Source organism: Rathayibacter sp. AY1B6, assembly GCF_002932755.1.
Classification (GTDB): Bacteria; Actinomycetota; Actinomycetes; order Actinomycetales; family Microbacteriaceae; genus Rathayibacter.
On record NZ_PSWL01000002.1, the window covers coordinates 134038 to 150950 of the forward strand.

A 16913-nucleotide genomic window follows, 5' to 3' on the forward strand; every position below is an offset into this window, starting at 1 on the left:
GCGAGCACGAGGGGAGGCCGGGAGCATGACGAAGGGCCGCCTGCGCGTGCTCCTCGGAGCCGCGCCCGGAGTGGGCAAGACCTACACGATGCTCGAGGAGGGCCGCCGGCTCGCCGCCGAGGGCCGCGACGTCGTGGTGGCCGTGGTCGAGACGCACGGCCGCTCCGCCACCGCCGCGATGGTCGAGGGGCTCGAGGTCGTGCCGAGGCGGGCCGTCGAGCACCGCGGTGTGCTGCTCGAGGAGATGGACCTCGACGCGGTGCTCGCCCGCCGGCCGGACGTCGCGCTGGTCGACGAGCTCGCGCACACCAACGCCCCCGGCTCCCGGCACGAGAAGCGCTGGGAGGACGTGCGGACGCTCCTCGACGCCGGCATCACCGTCTTCTCGACCGTGAACATCCAGCACATCGAATCGCTCAACGACGTCGTGCACGCGATCACCGGAGCGCCGCAGCGCGAGACGATCCCGGACGCGGTCCTCCGCGCCGCCGACCAGATCGAGGTCGTCGACCTGGCGCCCCAGGCACTGCGCGACCGCCTCGCCGACGGCCGCGTCTACCCGCCCGAGCGGATCGACGCGGCCCTGTCCAACTACTTCCGGCTCGGCAACCTGACCGCCCTGCGCGAGCTCGCGCTGCTCTGGCTCGCCGACGAGGTCGACAGCGCGCTGCGCGACTACCGCGTCGAGCACGGCATCGACAGCACCTGGGAGGCGCGCGAGCGCGTGGTCGTGACCCTCACCGGCGGGCCGGAGGGCGAGACCCTGCTGCGGCGCGGCGCGCGGATCGCGGCCCGCGCCTCCGGGGGCGACCTGCTCGCCGTGCACGTGGTGACCCCCGACGGTCTCCGCACCCCGCGGCCGCACGTGCTCGAGGCGCAGCGGGCGCTGGTGGAGAAGCTCGGCGGCAGCTACCACCAGGTGGTCGGCGAGGACGTGCCGCGGACGCTGGTCGAGTTCGCCCGCTCGGTGAACGCGACCCAGCTGGTGATCGGAGTGAGCAGGCGGAGCCGCCTCGCCTCGGCGCTCACGCCCGGCACGGCGTCGACGGTGATCCGCGAGTCCGGCAACATCGACGTGCACATCGTCAGCCACTCCGCCGCCGGGCGCACCGCGGTGCTGCCGAGGCTCGACGGGGCCCTGACGCTGCGGCGCCGCCTCCTGGGACTGGCCCTCGCCCTCGTGGGCGGCCCGCTGGTGACCTGGCTGCTCTCGAGCCTCCGCAGCGACGAGTCGATCACGAGCGACGTGCTCTCGTACCAGCTGCTGGTGGTGGTGGTCGCGCTGGTCGGCGGGCTCTGGCCGGCGCTGTTCGCGGCCGTGCTCTCGGGGCTGACCCTCGACTTCTTCTTCGTCGATCCGCTCTACACGATCACCGTCGACGAGCCTCTGCACGCGCTGGCGCTGGTGCTCTACGTGCTGAACGCAGCGCTGGTCAGCGCCGTGGTCGACCGCGCGGCCCGGCGGGCGCGGGCCGCCAAGCGGTCGGGGGCGGAGTCGGAGCTGCTGGCGACGATCGCGGGCGGCGTGATCCGCGGGCAGGGGGCGCTGCAGGCGATCCTCGAGCGCTCGCGCGAGGCGTTCGGGCTGACCGGCGTGCGGCTGCTGCGCGACGGCGAGGTCGTCGCCGCGGACGGCGAGCCGCAGCCGGAAGGGGATCCCGCGCGCATCGCGGTGGGCGAGGGCGCGGTGCTCGAGCTGCACGGCCGCGAGCTGGAGGGGAGCGAGCGGCGGCTGCTGCAGGTGGTCGCCGCGCAACTGGACTCGGTGCTCGAGAACGCGGCCCTCAGCGAGACGGCCAGCTCCCTCGCTCCGCTGGCCGAGACCGACCGGGTGCGCAGCGCCCTGCTGTCGGCGGTCAGCCACGATCTGCGCCGGCCCCTCGCCGCGGCCACCGCGGCGGTCAGCGGGCTGCGCTCGCCCGACGTGGTCTGGAGCGAGCGCGACCGGGAGGAGCTGCTCGCCACCGCCGACGAGAGCCTCACCGTGCTCGCCGCACTGGTCACCGACCTGCTGGACGTGACGCGGCTGGAGGCGGGAGCGCTCGCCGTGGCGCTCGCTCCGCTCGACGCCGCCGACGTGGTGCTCCCCGCGCTCGACGAGCTCGGGCTCGGTCCCGGCGAGGTCGACCTCGACCTCGATCCGGAGGGCCCGGCGCTGCTCGCCGACGCCGTGCTGCTGCAGCGCGTCGTGGTCAACCTGCTCGCGAACGCCGTCCGCTACGCACCCTCCGGGACCCGGGTGCGCGTGGCCGCCAGCGCCTTCGGCGGCAGCGCGCAGCTGCGGATCGTCGACCACGGCCCCGGGGTGCCGGAGGAGCGGAGGGCCGAGATCTTCGTGCCGTTCCAGCGGCTCGGCGACGACGACAACCTCACCGGCCTGGGCCTGGGCCTCGCGCTCTCGAAGGGGTTCACGGAGGGGATGGGCGGCACGCTCGAGACGGAGGACACTCCGGGGGGCGGGCTGACGATGGTGGTGACGCTGCCGCTGGCGTCGGAGACTGCTGTCGGCGCTCCTGCTGCTCGCGTCGCTCCTGCTGCTCCTGCTGGCGTCGCTCCTGCTGCTCCGGCCGCTCCTGCAGCCCCGCACGACGGCGGGTCGGCCGCCGCACCGCACGAGGACTCCGGAGGAGCCGCATGAAGATCCTGATCGCCGACGACGACCCCCAGATCCTGCGCGCCCTGCGCATCACGCTCACCGCCCGCGGATACGACGTGGTGACGGCCGGTGACGGCACCGAGGCGATCAACCGCGCTGTGGACGAGCATCCGGACCTCTACATGATCGACCTCGGCATGCCCCGGCTCGACGGGGTCGAGGTCATCCACGGGCTGCGCGGCTGGACGAGCGCGCCGATCCTGGTGGTGTCGGGGCGGACGGGCGCGGCCGACAAGGTGGGCGCGCTCGACGCGGGCGCCGACGACTACGTGACCAAGCCGTTCTCGATGGACGAGGTGCTCGCGCGCATCCGGGCCCTCTCGCGGCGGGTGCAGCCGGCCGACGGCGAGCCGCTGGTCGTGATCGGCGAGGTCACCGTGGACCTGGTGGCCAAGAGCGCGACGCGGGACGGCGCCTCCGTGCGGCTCACCCCGACGGAGTGGCAGGTGCTCGAGATCCTGATCCGCAACGCGGGCAAGCTGGTCACCCGCCGCTCGCTGCTGGCCGAGATCTGGGGACCCGCGCACGTCACCGACACCGGCTACCTCCGCCTCTACCTCGCGCAGCTGCGCAAGAAGCTCGAGCCCGACCCCGCGCATCCGCGCCACCTGCTGACCGAGGCCGGCATGGGCTACCGTTTCGTGCCCTGACCCGCCGCCCCTCCTGCCCCCCGCCCCTCGTCGCCCACCGAGGGAACCCCGGACCGTCGAGGGAGCCCGCTGGTCGTGGCTCCCTCGACGGTCCGGGGTTCCCTCGGCGGAGGAGGGGCGGCCGCAGGTCACCAGTCGTGGACGGTGCCGTCGGCGAGGCGGTTGAAGGGCAGGTAGGCGCGGACGTAGGGGTACTTCCCGGCCTCGTCGACGTCGAGCTCGACGCCCAGGCCGGGAGCGTCGCCCGGATGCAGACGCCCCTCGCTCCAGGTGAACGACTGCTGGAAGACGCTGTCGGTCCGCTCGCCGTGCTTCATGTACTCCTGGATCCCGAAGTTGTGGATCGCCAGGCCCAGGTGCATCGCGGCCGCCATGCCCACCGGGGAGACGTCGGTCGGGCCGTGCATCCCCGACTTGATCTGGTACTGCGCGGCGTGGTCGAGGATCCGCCGGAGATGGGAGACGCCTCCGGTGTGCGTCACCGCGCTGCGGATGTAGTCGATCAGCTGCTCGCGGATGAGGAGCTGGTAGTCCCACACGGTGTTGAAGACCTCGCCGATGGCCAGCGGCGTGGTGGTGTGCTGCCGGACGAGGCGCAGGGCCTCCTGGTTCTCGGCGGGTGTGCAGTCCTCGAGCCAGAAGAGGTCGTACGGCTCGAGGGACTTGCCGAGGGCCGCTGCCTGGATCGGGGTCATCCGGTGGTGGCCGTCGTGCAGGAGCGGGAGCCCCGGCCCGAACTCGTTGCGGACGGCCTCGAAGACGCGGGGGACGTGGCGCAGGTAGGCGCGCGTGTCCCAGTCCTCCTCGGTCGGGAGGCCGCCGCGCTGGGCCGGCTCGTGGTCGTAGCGCACGCCCTCGTTGCCCTCGAGGACCGCGTTGGAGGCGATGCCGTAGATCGACTGCAGCCCCGGCACCGCGGTCTGCACGCGGATCGCGCGGTACCCCTGCTCCTGGTGCTCGCGGATGCTGTCGAACAGCTCGGCGTCCGTCCGCCCGGACGCGTGGCCGTAGGCGAGCAGGCCGGTGCGGGACGCGCCTCCGAGCAGCTGGTAGAGCGGCATACCGGCGGCCTTGCCCTTGATGTCCCAGAGGGCGGTGTCGACCGCCGCGATCGCCGCCATCGTGACCGGTCCGCGGCGCCAGTAGGACGACCGGTAGAGGAACTGCCACGTGTCCTCGATGCGCGAGGCGTCGCGGCCGAGGAGCAGCGGCACGACATGGTCGGCGAGATAGGAGACCACGGCGAGCTCGCGGCCGTTGAGGGTCGCGTCGCCGAGGCCGGTCAGCCCGTCGTCGGTCGTGAGCTTGAGGGTGACGAAGTTGCGGTCGGGGCTGGTGACGACGACCTCGGCCTTGTCGATCTTCATGGGGTGCCTTTCGTGGTGTGGATCGGGTCAGGGGTTCCGGCCGGGAGCGCGGTCCATCGAGAACGCGGCGGTCGAGAGGCCGGGCGCCACGGGCGCGGCCTGGCCGGTGGCCTCGCGGCGCTCGGCGATCTCGGCGACGATCTGCGCGTGCCGGCGGTCGGTCAGCGGGTAGAACGCCATGATCAGCACCGCGAGCAGGGCGGCGACGGCCGGGATGAGGCCGGCCGCGGCGCGGATGCCCCACTCGGCGTGCTCGCTCTGCTCCGCGGCACCGGCCACGTAGCCGCCCCAGGCCAGTGCGTACGCGGCGAGGGCGCCTCCGACCGCCTGACCGGTCTTGCGGGTGAAGGAGAACAGGGCGTAGATGGTGCCCTCGGAGCGGATGCCGGTCTTCCACTCCCCGTACTCGACGGTGTCCGCCTCGATGGCCCAGACGAGCATGTTGACGAGCTGGATGCCGACGTAGGCGAGAACCAGTCCGCCGAAGCCGACCGCCACCGCATCGCCCGGAGCGAGGAAGACGACCGTTCCGCCGCTGATCATGACCGCGACTCCGGCCATGTAGGCGTTGCGCTTGCCGAACCGCCGCACGATCGTCGGGACGAGGGCGGCCAGCCCGAAGGTCAGGGCGAGCTGGATCAGCGACATCGCGGCGTAGAGGCTCACCGATCCGAGCACGTCGCGCAGGTAGTAGAGCTGCACGGTCTGGAGCGCGAGCGTCCCGGTGAGGAACAGGAACGAGCTGAGGCAGAGGAAGAGCAGCGGCCGGTTGGAGCGGAGGGTCGTCATGCTCTGCCGGAACGTGACGTGCGCGACGTCGCGCTGGACGCGCTCCTTGGCGGTCAGCACGGTGAAGAGGTAGAGGGCGGATCCGACGACGACGAAGCTCAGCGTGACGATCGAGAAGAGCGACTGCAGATCCGCGCCGGGGACGACCAGCGGGGCCATGAAGGTGCCGAGCCCGGCCCCCACGATCGCGCCGCCGATGGCGCGGGCGCTGGCGAGCTTCGCGCGCTCGGTGCCGACCTGCGTCATCGCTCCGGCGAGCGAGCCGTAAGGGATGTTGACGAGGCTGTAGGCGAGGCCGAGCGCGGCGTAGCTGAGGTAGGCGTAGAGGAGCGTGCCGCTCTCGCCGATCTGCGGGACGGAGAAGGTCGCGGCCGAGAGCAGGAGGAGGGGGACCGACCCGAACATCAGGAACGGACGGAACTTGCCGAAGCGCTTGCTGTAGGTGCGGTCCACGACCCGGCCGGCGAAGACGTCGGCGAACGCGTCGAAGATCCGCACGACGAGCAGCAGCGTGCCCGCCGCGGCCGCGGAGATCCCGGCGACGTCGGTGTAGTAGACGAGCAGGAACATCGTGGCGGTGGTGAAGGCGAGGTTGTTCGCCGTGTCGCCGGCTCCGTAGCCGACGATGCTCAGCTTCGAGAGCTTCTGCGTGGCGGGCGCTCCGGGCGCGGTGGTGGTGCGGGGGGTCATGCGGGCTCCTTTACCCGGGCGCGGACCCGTCGGGGATCCGCGCCGCGTCGAGACGGTGCGAAGGGTGGCAAACGGTTGCCGACGGCGCCGGGAGGCGCCGTGTGGAGAGGCGAGGGGAGGTCTAGGCCGCCTGAGCGGCGACCGCGGCGACGAGGGCCGGGTCGTCGGCGAGGCGCGGGTCGACGAGTCGCAGCAGCGCCTCCACGGGCCGGGCGGAGCCGAGGGCGCGGTCGAGGGCGGGGCGCTGCGCGTCGGGCAGCCGGTCTCCCCGCAGCAGCAGCGCGATCCCGTCGGCGACGGCGCGGAGGGAGGCGGCCCCGTCGCGTCCGGCCGCTCGCTCGGCGAGGAGCACGGGCGCGATCCGGATGCGGAGCTTGGCGGTCGCGTCGGCGCCGATCTGCTCGAGGCGGTGCTCGATCCGGGGGTTGCCGAAGCGCTCGAGGAGGGCGGCGCAGTAGGCGTCGGCGTCGAGACCGGCGGGGAGGCCGGCCGCCGCCTCCGCCCAGAACGCCTCGACGGCGCTCCGGCAGGCGGGGTCGGCGATCGCCTCCGCGACGGTGGCGAGGCCCTTCCGGCGGCCGGTGGCGGCGAGGAGCGTGTGCGCCCCGTTGAGGAGTCGCAGCTTGCGCCGCTCGAAGGGCTCGATGTCGTCCACGAAACGGGCTCCGGCGCGCTCCCAGGCGGGTCGGCCGGCCGGGAAGCGGCCGCAGAGGACCCAGTCGCGGAACGGCTCGGTCACGACGGCCGCGGCGTCGGCGGAGCCGATCAGCCGAGCCGCCGCCGCGACGTCCGCTGCGGTGGTGGCCGGGGTGATCCGGTCGACGGAGGTCGACACGAACGAGACGGTGCGGTCGATCCAGTCGGCGAGCGACGGGTCGAGCCGCTCGGCGAGCAGGAGCAGTCCGCCGCGCACCAGGGGGCCGTTGCCGGAGAGGTTGTCGCAGGGGACGACGGCGAGCGGGCCGGAGCCGGCGTCGCGCCGGGCGGCGAGGCCGAGCAGGAGGCGGCCGAGCGCGGTGACCGGCGCCCCTCCCGATCGGAGGGCGGCGAGGTCGCTCCGGACGACGGGGTCGTCCAGGTCGGGGCCGCCGTCCGCGGCGAGACGGTACCCGGCCTCCGTGATCGTCAGCGTGACGATCGCCGTCGCCGGGGCCGCGACGAGCTCGATGAGACGCGCGACGTCCGCGCCGTCGACCGCCTCGACGATGCTGCCCACGATCGTCGCCGAGTCGCCCTCCGGTCCGCGCTCGATCAGGGTGAACAGGCCGCCCTGCGCGGCGAGCTCCTCGGCCGCCCGGGGGCTCCGGCCGGTGAACGCGGCGATGCCCCACTCGTGTTCGTCGTCGACGGCGTGCGTGTACCAGGCCTGGTGCGCTCGGTGGAAGGCGCCGAGGCCGAGGTGGACGATGCGGACGGGAGCCGCCGGCAGGCCCGCGGACGCGCGGTCGAGAGCACCTCCTCCGCCGTGCCCGCTCACAGCTTGAAGACCTTCCGCGGCTGGGCGTCGACGAGGTCCAGGATGACGGCGCTCGCCGTCTCGGAGTCGATCCGCCCCTCGGCGACCAGGCGCGCGAGGAACGCGGCGTCCAGCCTCCGCGCCATGTCGTGACGGGCCGGGATGGAGAGGAACGCGCGGGTGTCGTCGATGAAGCCGGAGCTGCGCGAGAAGCCGGCGGTCTCGGTCACGGCGGCGCGGAAGCGCAGCACCGCGTCGGGCGCGTCGAGGAACCACCACGGCGCTCCGAGGAACACGGACGGGTAGTAGCCGGCGAGGGGAGCGAGCTCGCGCGAGTGGGTGCTCTCGTCGATCCCGAAGAGGACCAGGTGGAAGCCCGGCGCATTGCCGAGCTCCTGCAGCAGCGGCCGGAGGGGCTCGGCGAACCGGGTCGCGACGGGGATGTCGTGGCCGGTGTCCGGACCGAAGCGCTCGAAGGTCGGCCGGTCGTGGTTGCGCAGCACGCCGGCGTGGACGGTCATCACCAGGCCGTCGTCGACGCTCATGCGGGCGGACTGCAGCAGCAGGTGGGCGGCCAGGACGCGGCTGCCCTCGGCGTCGATCGTGCCGGCGCGGGCGCGGGCGAAGAGGGACTGCGCCTCGACGGGGTCGAGGTCGACGGTCAGCGGCTCCAGCACGCCGTGGTCGGCGGAGACGGCGCCGTGGTCGAGGAAGTGCCGGCGCCGGGCGCGGAGGGCCTCGAGGAATCCGGGGAGGCTCGACTCCTTCGTGCCGGTGGCGGCGGCCAGGGCGGCGACGCGCTCGGGCCAGCCGGGGGTGGAGGGATCGAGGTAGGCGTCGGGGCGGAAGGTCGGCAGCACGCGGCCCGGGAACGCCGGATCCTCGGCCAGCGCCCGGTGGACGGCCAGGTCGTCCAGCGGGTCGTCGGTCGTCGCCAGGACCTCGATCCCGAACCGCTCGAAGAGCGCCCGCGGGCGGAAGGCGTCGGACGCCAGTCGGTCCCCGATCGTCGCGAAGAGGGCGTCGGCGTTCGCGGCGTCGGGCTGCTCGGTGACGCCGAACTGCTCGGCGAGGATCGACTGGAGCCAGTAGCCCGACGCGGTGCCCGCGAAGATCCGCCAGTGCGCGCAGAACGTGCGCCACACCTCCTCCGGCCCGGCGAGGCGCTCGCCTCCCGGGATGCCGAGGTCGCCGAGGTCGATCCCGGCGGAGTGGAGCAGCCGGGTGACGTAGTGGTCGTACCGGAGGAAGAGCTCGGCCGCGTCGGCGAAGGGGCGGTCCTCGAGCAGGAGGCGCGGATCCACGTGCCCGTGCGGGGAGAGGATCGGCAGGTCGGCGACGCTCGCGTGGAGGTCGCGGGCGATCGCCCGGGTCGTCGGGTCGATCGGCAGGAGTCGGTCGGGATCGTTCAGCAGCTTCGTCGGCACGGGGCCATCCAAGTATGGGTGGCCGACAGTGTCAACCGATTGCCAAGGCTGTCGCAGAGCGTGGCGCGCGGGGCGTAAACCGGGGTCAGGCGTCGCGGCGCGGCCCCGTCGAGGCCCGCGGCACGAACTCCGTCGGCAGGTCGTCGGCCCGCTCCGGAGGCTCCTCGTCGCCGAGCACCCGGCGGACCGCCCGCTCGCCCATCCGGCCCAGCGGCGCGCTGATGGTCGACAGCGGCGGCGAGGTGAAGTCGCTCCCGAAGATGTCGTCGAAGCCGATGATGCTGAGCTGCTCCGGGATCGCGACGCCCGACTCCTGAGCCGCGCGCATCAGGCCGATCGCCACCAGGTCGTTGTAGGCGATCACCGCGCCGACGCCGGAGGCCGTCACCCGGGCGAGGACGCCCCTCCCTCCCTCGAGGGTCGAGACGCCCGGCCCGATCTCGACGACCGTCATGCCCCGCTGCGGGGCGCGCTCGAGGAGGAGGTCCCACCGTGCGGCGCTCATCCACGAGTCGGGCGGACCGGCGATGAAGGCGAGGGAGCGGTGGCCGAGGGCAGCGAGGTGGTCGAGCGCGGCGTCGATCCCGGGACCGAGGTCGGGCACGATCCCCGCGACGCCGGGGACCACTCGGTTGAGGACGACGACGGGGATGCGCCCGGCCAGCGCGATGATCTCCTCGTCGCTGAGGCGGGTGCTGACGAGGACGAGCCCGTCGGTGGAGGCGGCGATGCGGTCGGCCGCCTCGGCCTCGCGCTCCCCGGACTCCTGCGACTCGGCGAGGATCATCGTGAAGCCGCGGAGCGACGCCGCCCGCTCCGCTCCGCGCACGGCGGGGAAGAAGGCCGGGTTGGTGATGTCGGCCACCAGCAGCCCGAGGGTCGAGGTGCGGCCCGTCGGCAGCGCGCGCGCCATCGGGTTGAGCCGGTAGCCGAGCTCCTTCGCGGCGGCGCGGATCCGCTGCTCGGTCGCGGCGTTCAGCCGTCCGGGCGTGCTCAGCCCGCGGGAGACGGTGGAGGGGGCGACGCCGGCGAGCCGGGCGACGTCGTAGATCGTCGTCGCGGAGCGGCCGCGGCGTCTCGGGGCGGAGGGGCCGGTGGGCGCGTCTTCGCTGGGCACGATCGCGGTCTTCTCTCGAGGGGCACGGCGGCGGACGGGGCGCCGCCCGCCGCCCATGGTGCCACAGGGGCGAGAAGCCCGCCCGGGCCGTCCCTCTCGTCCGGGTCGGGCCGGAGGGGAGGGGCCGCGCTCCGGGAGGCCGTCGTGTCCGGCCGGCCGCCCGCCGCTCCGGTCCCGTCCAGCGCGGTTCCGCGCAGCTCCGCCGCGTCAGCCCCGCTCCGGGAACGCCCCCTCCTCGCGGATGCGCTCGTTGAGCGCCGCCAGGAACACGCCCTCGTCGAGGTCGAGCGGCACCTCGCGTCCCGTCCAGCTCGAGTAGTGGATCGCGTTGGCGAGCCGGACCCCGAGGATCCCCTCCGCCCCGGGCGCGAGCAGCGGCGTGCCATGCACGATGCTGTCCGCGAAGTCCTGCAGGACGGCCGCGTGCTGCTCGCCCCAGACGGAGCCCGACTCGATCCGCTCCGTGGTGGAGAGATCCGCGGTGTCGTAGCGGCCGGTGAGCAGGAGGCCCACGTCCTCGGCGCTGAGGGCGGCGCTGAGCTCGCGCTCAGGGGCGCTCAGACGGGTGATCGTCGCGACCCGGGAGTCGTCGACGACGATCCGGCCGCGGTCGCCGACGATCTCGAGGCGGTCGGTGCCGATCGGGTCGTGCGTCGTGGTGACCAGCACTCCGGTCGTGCCCCCGCCGAAGTCGGCGAGCACCGTCACCTCGTCCTCCACCGCGATGTCGCGGCACCGCCCGTAGCCGGCCTTCGCGACCACCGACTCCGGCGCTCCGCACAGCCACTGCCACAGGTCGAGCTGGTGGGGCGCCTGGTTGACCAGGACGCCTCCGCCCTCGCCTCCCCAGGTCGCGCGCCAGTCGCTCTGGTCGTAGTAGGCCTGGGGTCGCCACCAGGTCGTGATGATCCAGTTCGAGCGCAGGATCCGGCCGATCCCGCCCTCGTCGATGATCTCCTTGAGCCGGCGGTACAGCGGGTTCGCCCGCTGGTTGAACATGATCGCGAAGCGCTGCCCGGGGCGGGCGGCGGCGGCCTCGTTCAGCTCCGCCACCTGCGCGGCGTAGACGCCCGCCGGCTTGTCGACCAGCACGTGCAGCCCGTGCTCGAGCGCATCGATGCCGATCCCGGGGTGGAGGTAGTGCGGAGTGCAGACGACGACGGCGTCGACCTCTCCGCTCGCGAGGAGGGAGCGGTGGTCGGCGTGGAAGGACGCTCCGGGCGCGAGCGCGGCGGCCGCCGCCTCCCGGGCGGGGTCGACGTCGGCGACGGCGGTGACGACGACGTCGCGCACCCGGCCGTCGGCGAGGAAGCGGGCGTAGGAGGAGCCCTGGGCGCCGAATCCGATGATGCCGAGGCGGACGGTGGTCATGGGAGCAGTCCTTCGTTCGAGGTGGAGTGGGGTGTCCGCCCGGGTGCGCTCGGAGCGTAGGCGGCCTGGACGATCGCGAGCGACCTCGCCGCCTCGCGGGGCGAGATCCAGAAGGGCTCGTCCTCGCCGAGGCGGGCGTAGAAGTCGTGCACGAGCAGCTCGTGCGAGGCGCCCCAGTACGAGCGCCCGCCGGATCGGCGCTCCGTGTCCGGGACGACCTCGACGGATCCGTCGTCGTGCCGGACGGTGAGGGCACCGCGCAGCGAGACGGTGGCGCGCTCGGTGCGCAGGCGGAGCTCGACCGGCTCGTCCCACGTGTTGGCCACGGTCGCGTAGAGGACGCTGCGCGCACCGGAGGCGTGGGTGAGCACCAGGTCGGCGGTGTCCTCGACCTCGATCGGCAGCAGGCGCGTGGAGGCGGAGCCGCTCACCGCGACCACCTCGCCGACGAGCCACTGCAGGAGGTCGACGGTGTGGATCGCCTGATTCATCAGCATCCCGCCGCCGCCTTCGGCCCACGTCCCGCGCCAGGGGCGGTCGAGGTAGTAGCCGGGGGTGCGGTGCCAGAGCACGGTCGCGACCGCACCCGTCACCGCGCCCAGGGAGCCGGACGCCAGCAGCTCGCGGAGGCGCTGCGCGGGCGGGTTGTAGCGGTTCTGGAAGCAGACGCCGATGCGCGCCCCGCCCCGCTCGGCCGCGGCGATCACCTGCTCCCCCTCCGCGACGGAGGAGGCGAGCGGCTTCTCGAGGAGCACCGCGACGCCGCGGTCGAGGGCCGCGACCGCCAGCGCGGCGTGCGTGCTGTGCGGAGTGCAGACGTGCACGACGTCGGGGCGGACGGAGTCGAGCATCCGGACCGCCTCGGGGAAGCCCGGCACCGCGTGCCTCTCGGCGGCCGCGGCGAGCCGGCCCGGGTCGGTGTCGCAGACCGCCACCAGCTCCGCGCCGGGCGCCGTTCCGATCGCCGCGAGGTGGACGGAGGAGATGTCGCCGCAGCCGATCACCGCCGCGCGGACGGTCATCGCAGGTCGATCCCGAGCGAGGAGGCGAGCGCCCGGAAGGCCCGAGCGGCCACTCCGAACGCCACGGGGCCGGAGAATCCGCCGAGGGCGTCCGTGATCGCGAGGTGCGGCTCCAGCGAGGCGACGCCCGTCCAGCCGTCGTCGCGCAGGGCGGTGAGGGTCTCGCGCAGCTGTCCGTCGCCCTCGCCGGCGGGCACCACGGTGCCGGTGGCGGCCACCGCGTCCTTCACCTGCAGGTAGTCGACGTAGGGCCGCAGCGCCGCCCACCCGTCGTCGAAGGGGCGCACCCCGCACTGCACGAAGTTCGCGTTGTCCCAGGCGAGGCGCAGGGCGGGCGAGCCGACGGACTCGACCAGGTCGAGGATCCGCTCGGGGACGTCGCCGTAGATCTCCTTCTCGTTCTCGTGCAGGAGCACCACGCCCTCGCGCTCGGCACGGTCGGCGAGCCTGCGCATGCGCAGCAGGACGTCGTCGCGGATGCTGTCGACCGGGACTCCCTCGCCCCGGTAGAACGAGAAGACGCGGATGCTCGGCGTGCCGAGGGCGTGCGCGACGCGGATGACGCGGTCGAGGCGCGCCACCTCGAGCTCGGGGTCGAGGGCGACGTCGACCTTGCCGATGGGCGAGGCGACGGCCGAGACGGACTGGCCGCCGCGCTCGAGCACCGCGGCGAGGCGGGCGAGGCGCTCGTCGTCGAGGTCGACGACGTTCACGCCCCAGGCGCTGCGCACCTCGATGCTGTGCGCGCCGAGTGCTCGGAGGACGGCGACCTGGACGTCCGGGTCCGGGTCGATCTCGTCGCCGAAGCCGGAGAGGGTCCAGGGTGCGGGGGTCGCGGATGCGGTGGTCGCGGATGCGGTGGTCACGGTGCGTGCCTCGTTCTCGTCGTCGGGAACCGGCGGACAGGAGCGCCGCCGTGCCACGACCATACGTGTATTGGCAACCGATTGACAAGATCGGAGGCGCGCCTCTACCGTCGGTGGCGTTCCGGGCCGCGTCGACGTCGGCCCCACCACGACGGGGAGGACTGCCATGACCAGGATCGGCGTGCAGGCGATGATGCTGAAGGAGGCGTTCGCCTCGGCGGGCGCCTTCGCGACGCTCCGGGAGGTCCGCGCGATCGGCTACCGGTCGGTGGAGATCTCGCAGATCCCGCTGACGGCGGCGACGGTGGCCGAGCTGCAGCGGGCGCGGGACGAGCTCGGCGTGGAGATCGCGGCGATCTCGGCGGGCCTGGCTCCGGGGGACTCCCCGGGCGCGGCGCTCGAGGGCGGGCTCGCCGGGATCGTCGCCGACGCCCGCGCGCTCGGCGCGCACACGGTCCGGATCGGCATGCTGCCCGCCTCCGCGGCGGCCTCGCCGACCGCTCTGCTCGACTTCGCCGACCGCTGCCAGGCCGCCGCGGCGAGGCTCCGCGACGACGGGCTGCGGCTGCTGCTCCACAATCACCACCTGGAGTTCGCGCGGCACGGCGGCCGGCTCCTGCTCGACGTCGTCGCCGAGCGTGCTCCGCTGCTGGGGCTCGAGCTCGACGTGCACTGGGTGCAGCGGGGCGGGCTCGATCCCGTGACGACGCTGCGCCGGTACGGGGAGCGCATCGCCCTGGTGCACCTGAAGGACTACCGGGTCGGGCCGCCCGCCGACGTGTCCGGCGGGTGGTCCGTGCACGCCTTCACCTCGAACGTGCAGTTCGCCGAGGTGGGGGAGGGCAACCTCGACTTCCCCGGGATCATCGGGACGAGCCTCGCGCTCGGCGTCGAGCACCTCCTCGTCGAGCAGGACGAGCGCTACGGGCGGAGCGCGCTCGACTGCCTGCGGACCTCGCACGCGAACCTCGTCGCGATGGGCTTCGCGGACCTGTTCTGAGGAGCGGCCGAGGCTCCTCCCCAGGCGTCGGAGCGGCCCGTCCTCCACCGATCCGGGGTCCGGTTCCCCGCCGCGCCGGGCGCGACGACAGGCTCGACCCGTCGACGGAGGAGGTGGTGGCGATGGTCGTCCCGGACAGCGTGCTCGGAGTGATGGCGCTCGTCGCGCTGGTGCTGCCCGGGGTGCTCTACGCCTCCGTGCGGGTCTGGGCGGCGGGGTTCCGCTGGACGGACCACACGGTCTCCGCGCGCCTGTTCGAGGCGGTCCTGGTGAGCATCGCGCTCGACGCGGCGTACCTCGTCGTGGCGGGCGAGGAGCTGATGCGCCTGGCGGCCGATCCCCGTGCGGCGGTGCTGCAGGAGCCGAGGGCCGTGGGCTGGTGGATCCTCGTGCTCGGAGTGCTGGTGCCGGCGTCGCTCGGCTCGGCGCTGCACGTGCGGCTGCGGTGGTGGCGGCCGCCGTGGCCGGTGCTCCGGAGGCGGGGGCTCGGCTGGGTGCGGGTCCCGGCGGGGCGGGCGACGGCCTACGAGAGCGTGCCGACCGCATGGGACAAGGTGGCGCCGAGGATGAGGGAGACGTGGGTGCGCGTGCAGCTGCCGGACGGTCGGCGGGTCGGCGGGTGGATCTCGGTGGCCAGTTTCGCGTCCACCTACCCCCGATCTCGCGACATCTACATCGAGGAGCAGTTCGAGGTGCTCCCCGACGGCGCCTTCGGTGCGAGAGTGGAGGGGACCCGCGGGGTGTGGCTCTCCGTGCCCGACCAGTCCGTGGTCGAGTGGACCGAGGACCCCGCCCTGCTCGCCGAGGAGGAGGAACGATGACCGAGAAGACGACGGCGAACTACGGTTCGATGGCTCGCGGCTACCCGCCTGCGTACGGCCGCCCCGCTCCGGCCACCCCTCCGCCCGGTCGATCGGGGATCTACGTTCCGCCCTCGCATCCGGGCGCAGCCCCCGAGAAGAAGTAGCGGGATCCGCCGGGGTCCGCCTCCGCTCCGCGCAGCGGAGGACAATGGAGGGACCCCCAGCGAAGGAGACCACCGTGGATCAGCCGCGCATGAACGTCGAGTCGTTCAACCTCGACCACCGCACCGTCGCCGCGCCGTACGTGCGCCTCGCCGACGCGAAGACGCTGCCCGGAGGCGACCACCTCGTCAAGTACGACGTGCGCTTCACGCAGCCCAACCGCGGGCACCTCGAGATGCCCACCGTGCACTCGCTCGAGCACCTGTTCGCCGAGAAGTCCCGCAACCACTCCGACCGCGTGATCGACTTCTCGCCGATGGGCTGCCAGACCGGCTTCTACCTGCTCCTCTCGGGCGAGCCCGAGCTCTCCGAGGTGCTCGGCCTCGTCGAGGCGACGCTCCAGGACATCACCGAGGCCGACGAGGTCCCGGCGGCCAACGAGACCCAGTGCGGCTGGGGCGCCAACCACTCCCTCGAGGGGGCGCAGGAGGCGGCGCGCACGTTCCTCGCGCACCGCTCGGAGTGGGAGACGGTCACCGCGTGAGCACGGCGATCGTCCTGGTCGCGATGGACGAGGAGGCCGTGCCGTTCCTCGCCGCCGCGACCAGCGCCTCCGAGCCCCGCGCCGTCGGCAACGCGCTGCAGTGGGAGCTCGAGCTCGACTCCCGGGCGGTGCTGCTCGTCCGCACCGGCATCGGTCTCGTCAACGCGTCCGGCGGTCTCACCGCGGCGATCCTGCGGGAGGCCGGCGAGCGGCCGCTCGTGGTGAGCGCGGGGACCGCCGGCGGCCTGGGCGCCGACGTCCGCGTGGGCGAGGTCGTGATCGGCGCCGAGCACGTGCAGACCGACGCCGATGCACGGGCGTTCGGCTACGCGCTCGGGCAGGTCCCGGGAATGCCCGCCCGCTACTCCGGGGACGACGCGGCGCTCGCCGCGGAGCTCGACCTGCCCGAGGGGCCGCCGGTGCGCCGCGGCCTGATCGTCTCGAGCGACGTCTTCGTCTCCAGCGCCCACGTGGACCGCGTGCGGAGCGACTTCCCCGGCGCGCTCGCCACCGACATGGAGTCGGTCGCACTCGCGCAGACGGCGCACGTGCACGGGCTGCCGTTCGTCTCGGTCCGCGGGATCTCGGACCTCTGCGCCCCCGGCGAGTTCGAGGCGCACGTCGACGACGCGGCCGACCGCTCCGTCACCGTGGTGCGGGCGCTGCTGCGCGGGCTCGGCGACCGGGACTGACGGACGGGCGGCCCTCCGCGACAGCGCGGGAGGGCCGCCCCGCGGGGTCAGTCGTTGCCGACGTGCTGGTCGCCGGCCTCCTGGGCCTTGTCGACCTGGCCGGCGAACTTCCCGCCGGTCGCGGAGTCGGCGGCGTCGCCCGCCTTGTCGAGTCCCTTGTCGGTCAGCTCCTCGCCCTTGTCGCTGTTCGCGGCGTTCTTCGCCTTGTCCGCGAGTCCTCCGAGATCCACCATGGGGTCGTTCCTTCCGTCGATGAGCGCCCGACGAGCGGCGGGCCGTCGCCAGTCTCCGCCGATCGCGG

General features: G+C 73.8%; 15 protein-coding genes. 6 read left to right on the forward strand and 9 right to left on the reverse strand.

Annotation, left to right across the window (positions count from 1 at the left end):
- Positions 1-25 precede the first annotated feature (25 nt).
- Both C5D08_RS01590 and C5D08_RS01595 read left to right on the forward strand, forming a co-directional pair.
- On the forward strand, positions 26-2638 hold the full coding sequence (locus C5D08_RS01590; protein ID WP_104275505.1) for an ATP-binding protein: 2613 nt from the start codon (positions 26-28) through the stop codon (positions 2636-2638).
- The gene (locus C5D08_RS01595) at positions 2635-3306 is read left to right on the forward strand and encodes a response regulator (RefSeq protein WP_104275506.1); all 672 of its coding nucleotides are present in this window, start codon (positions 2635-2637) and stop codon (positions 3304-3306) included. The genes C5D08_RS01590 and C5D08_RS01595 overlap by 4 nt, the downstream gene beginning before the upstream one ends.
- A 128-nt stretch (positions 3307-3434) precedes the next feature.
- On the opposite strand, the gene manD is transcribed toward C5D08_RS01595, so the two are convergent.
- The 8 genes from manD to C5D08_RS01635 all read right to left on the reverse strand — a co-directional run bounded on the left by manD (position 3435) and on the right by C5D08_RS01635 (position 13411).
- Complete coding sequence (manD, locus tag C5D08_RS01600; RefSeq protein WP_104275507.1) at positions 3435-4673, reverse strand: D-mannonate dehydratase ManD; 1239 nt, start codon at positions 4671-4673, stop codon at positions 3435-3437.
- 27 nt (positions 4674-4700) lie between these two features.
- Positions 4701-6152: a glucuronide transporter gene (gene uidB / locus C5D08_RS01605; protein WP_104275508.1), complete on the reverse strand. Its 1452-nt coding sequence runs from the start codon at positions 6150-6152 to the stop codon at positions 4701-4703.
- A gap of 121 nt (positions 6153-6273) precedes the next feature.
- The gene (locus C5D08_RS01610; RefSeq protein WP_258067191.1) at positions 6274-7629 is read right to left on the reverse strand and encodes a mannitol dehydrogenase family protein; all 1356 of its coding nucleotides are present in this window, start codon (positions 7627-7629) and stop codon (positions 6274-6276) included.
- Entirely contained in the window at positions 7626-9035 is a 1410-nt protein-coding gene (uxaC, locus tag C5D08_RS01615; RefSeq protein WP_104275509.1) for a glucuronate isomerase, read from the reverse strand. The genes C5D08_RS01610 and uxaC overlap by 4 nt, the downstream gene beginning before the upstream one ends.
- Positions 9036-9120: 85 nt before the next feature.
- Positions 9121-10152, reverse strand: a complete 1032-nt coding sequence (locus C5D08_RS01620; protein WP_181110123.1) for a LacI family DNA-binding transcriptional regulator — start codon at positions 10150-10152, stop codon at positions 9121-9123.
- Between the two features lie 207 nt (positions 10153-10359).
- Positions 10360-11523, reverse strand: coding sequence for a Gfo/Idh/MocA family protein (locus C5D08_RS01625; RefSeq protein ID WP_104275511.1), 1164 nt, complete (start codon positions 11521-11523; stop codon positions 10360-10362).
- Entirely contained in the window at positions 11520-12545 is a 1026-nt protein-coding gene (locus tag C5D08_RS01630) for a Gfo/Idh/MocA family protein (protein ID WP_104275512.1), read from the reverse strand. The genes C5D08_RS01625 and C5D08_RS01630 overlap by 4 nt, the downstream gene beginning before the upstream one ends.
- A complete protein-coding gene (locus C5D08_RS01635; protein ID WP_258067193.1) occupies positions 12542-13411 on the reverse strand; it encodes a sugar phosphate isomerase/epimerase in 870 nt (289 codons plus the stop codon). Before C5D08_RS01635 ends, C5D08_RS01630 begins: the two co-directional genes overlap by 4 nt.
- 166 nt (positions 13412-13577) lie before the next feature.
- On the opposite strand from C5D08_RS01635, the gene C5D08_RS01640 reads away from it, so the two are divergent.
- The 4 genes from C5D08_RS01640 (at position 13578) to mtnN (ending at position 16612) form a co-directional block, all read left to right on the forward strand.
- Complete coding sequence (locus tag C5D08_RS01640) at positions 13578-14411, forward strand: sugar phosphate isomerase/epimerase (RefSeq protein WP_258067194.1); 834 nt, start codon at positions 13578-13580, stop codon at positions 14409-14411.
- Between the two features lie 122 nt (positions 14412-14533).
- Positions 14534-15232 carry a DUF6338 family protein gene (locus C5D08_RS16595; protein ID WP_146086089.1) on the forward strand — a complete coding sequence of 233 codons (699 nt, stop codon included), beginning with the start codon at positions 14534-14536 and terminating at the stop codon, positions 15230-15232.
- Between the two features lie 190 nt (positions 15233-15422).
- A complete protein-coding gene (locus C5D08_RS01655; RefSeq protein WP_308470742.1) occupies positions 15423-15920 on the forward strand; it encodes an S-ribosylhomocysteine lyase in 498 nt (165 codons plus the stop codon).
- Positions 15917-16612: a 5'-methylthioadenosine/S-adenosylhomocysteine nucleosidase gene (gene mtnN / locus C5D08_RS01660; RefSeq protein WP_258067197.1), complete on the forward strand. Its 696-nt coding sequence runs from the start codon at positions 15917-15919 to the stop codon at positions 16610-16612. Before C5D08_RS01655 ends, mtnN begins: the two co-directional genes overlap by 4 nt.
- Before the next feature lie 47 nt (positions 16613-16659).
- Here the strand turns inward: mtnN and C5D08_RS01665 are convergent, their stop codons facing one another.
- Positions 16660-16845 (reverse strand): antitoxin, encoded by a 186-nt coding sequence (locus C5D08_RS01665; RefSeq protein ID WP_104275516.1) that lies wholly within the window; start codon positions 16843-16845, stop codon positions 16660-16662.
- Positions 16846-16913: the final 68 nt, after the last annotated feature.

Excerpts from the sequence above, each read along its gene's own strand:
- C5D08_RS01590 (WP_104275505.1), top strand. The coding sequence starts at position 26 with ATGACGAAGGGCCGCCTGCGCGTGCTCCTCGGAGCCGCGCCCGGAGTG.
- C5D08_RS01595 (WP_104275506.1), top strand. The coding sequence starts at position 2,635 with ATGAAGATCCTGATCGCCGACGACGACCCCCAGATCCTGCGCGCCCTG.
- manD (WP_104275507.1), bottom strand. The coding sequence starts at position 4,673 with ATGAAGATCGACAAGGCCGAGGTCGTCGTCACCAGCCCCGACCGCAAC.
- uidB (WP_104275508.1), bottom strand. The coding sequence starts at position 6,152 with ATGACCCCCCGCACCACCACCGCGCCCGGAGCGCCCGCCACGCAGAAG.
- C5D08_RS01625 (WP_104275511.1), bottom strand. The coding sequence starts at position 11,523 with ATGACCACCGTCCGCCTCGGCATCATCGGATTCGGCGCCCAGGGCTCC.
- C5D08_RS01630 (WP_104275512.1), bottom strand. The coding sequence starts at position 12,545 with ATGACCGTCCGCGCGGCGGTGATCGGCTGCGGCGACATCTCCTCCGTC.
- C5D08_RS01640 (WP_258067194.1), top strand. The coding sequence starts at position 13,578 with ATGACCAGGATCGGCGTGCAGGCGATGATGCTGAAGGAGGCGTTCGCC.
- C5D08_RS16595 (WP_146086089.1), top strand. The coding sequence starts at position 14,534 with ATGGTCGTCCCGGACAGCGTGCTCGGAGTGATGGCGCTCGTCGCGCTG.
- C5D08_RS01655 (WP_308470742.1), top strand. The coding sequence starts at position 15,423 with ATGGAGGGACCCCCAGCGAAGGAGACCACCGTGGATCAGCCGCGCATG.
- C5D08_RS01665 (WP_104275516.1), bottom strand. The coding sequence starts at position 16,845 with ATGGTGGATCTCGGAGGACTCGCGGACAAGGCGAAGAACGCCGCGAAC.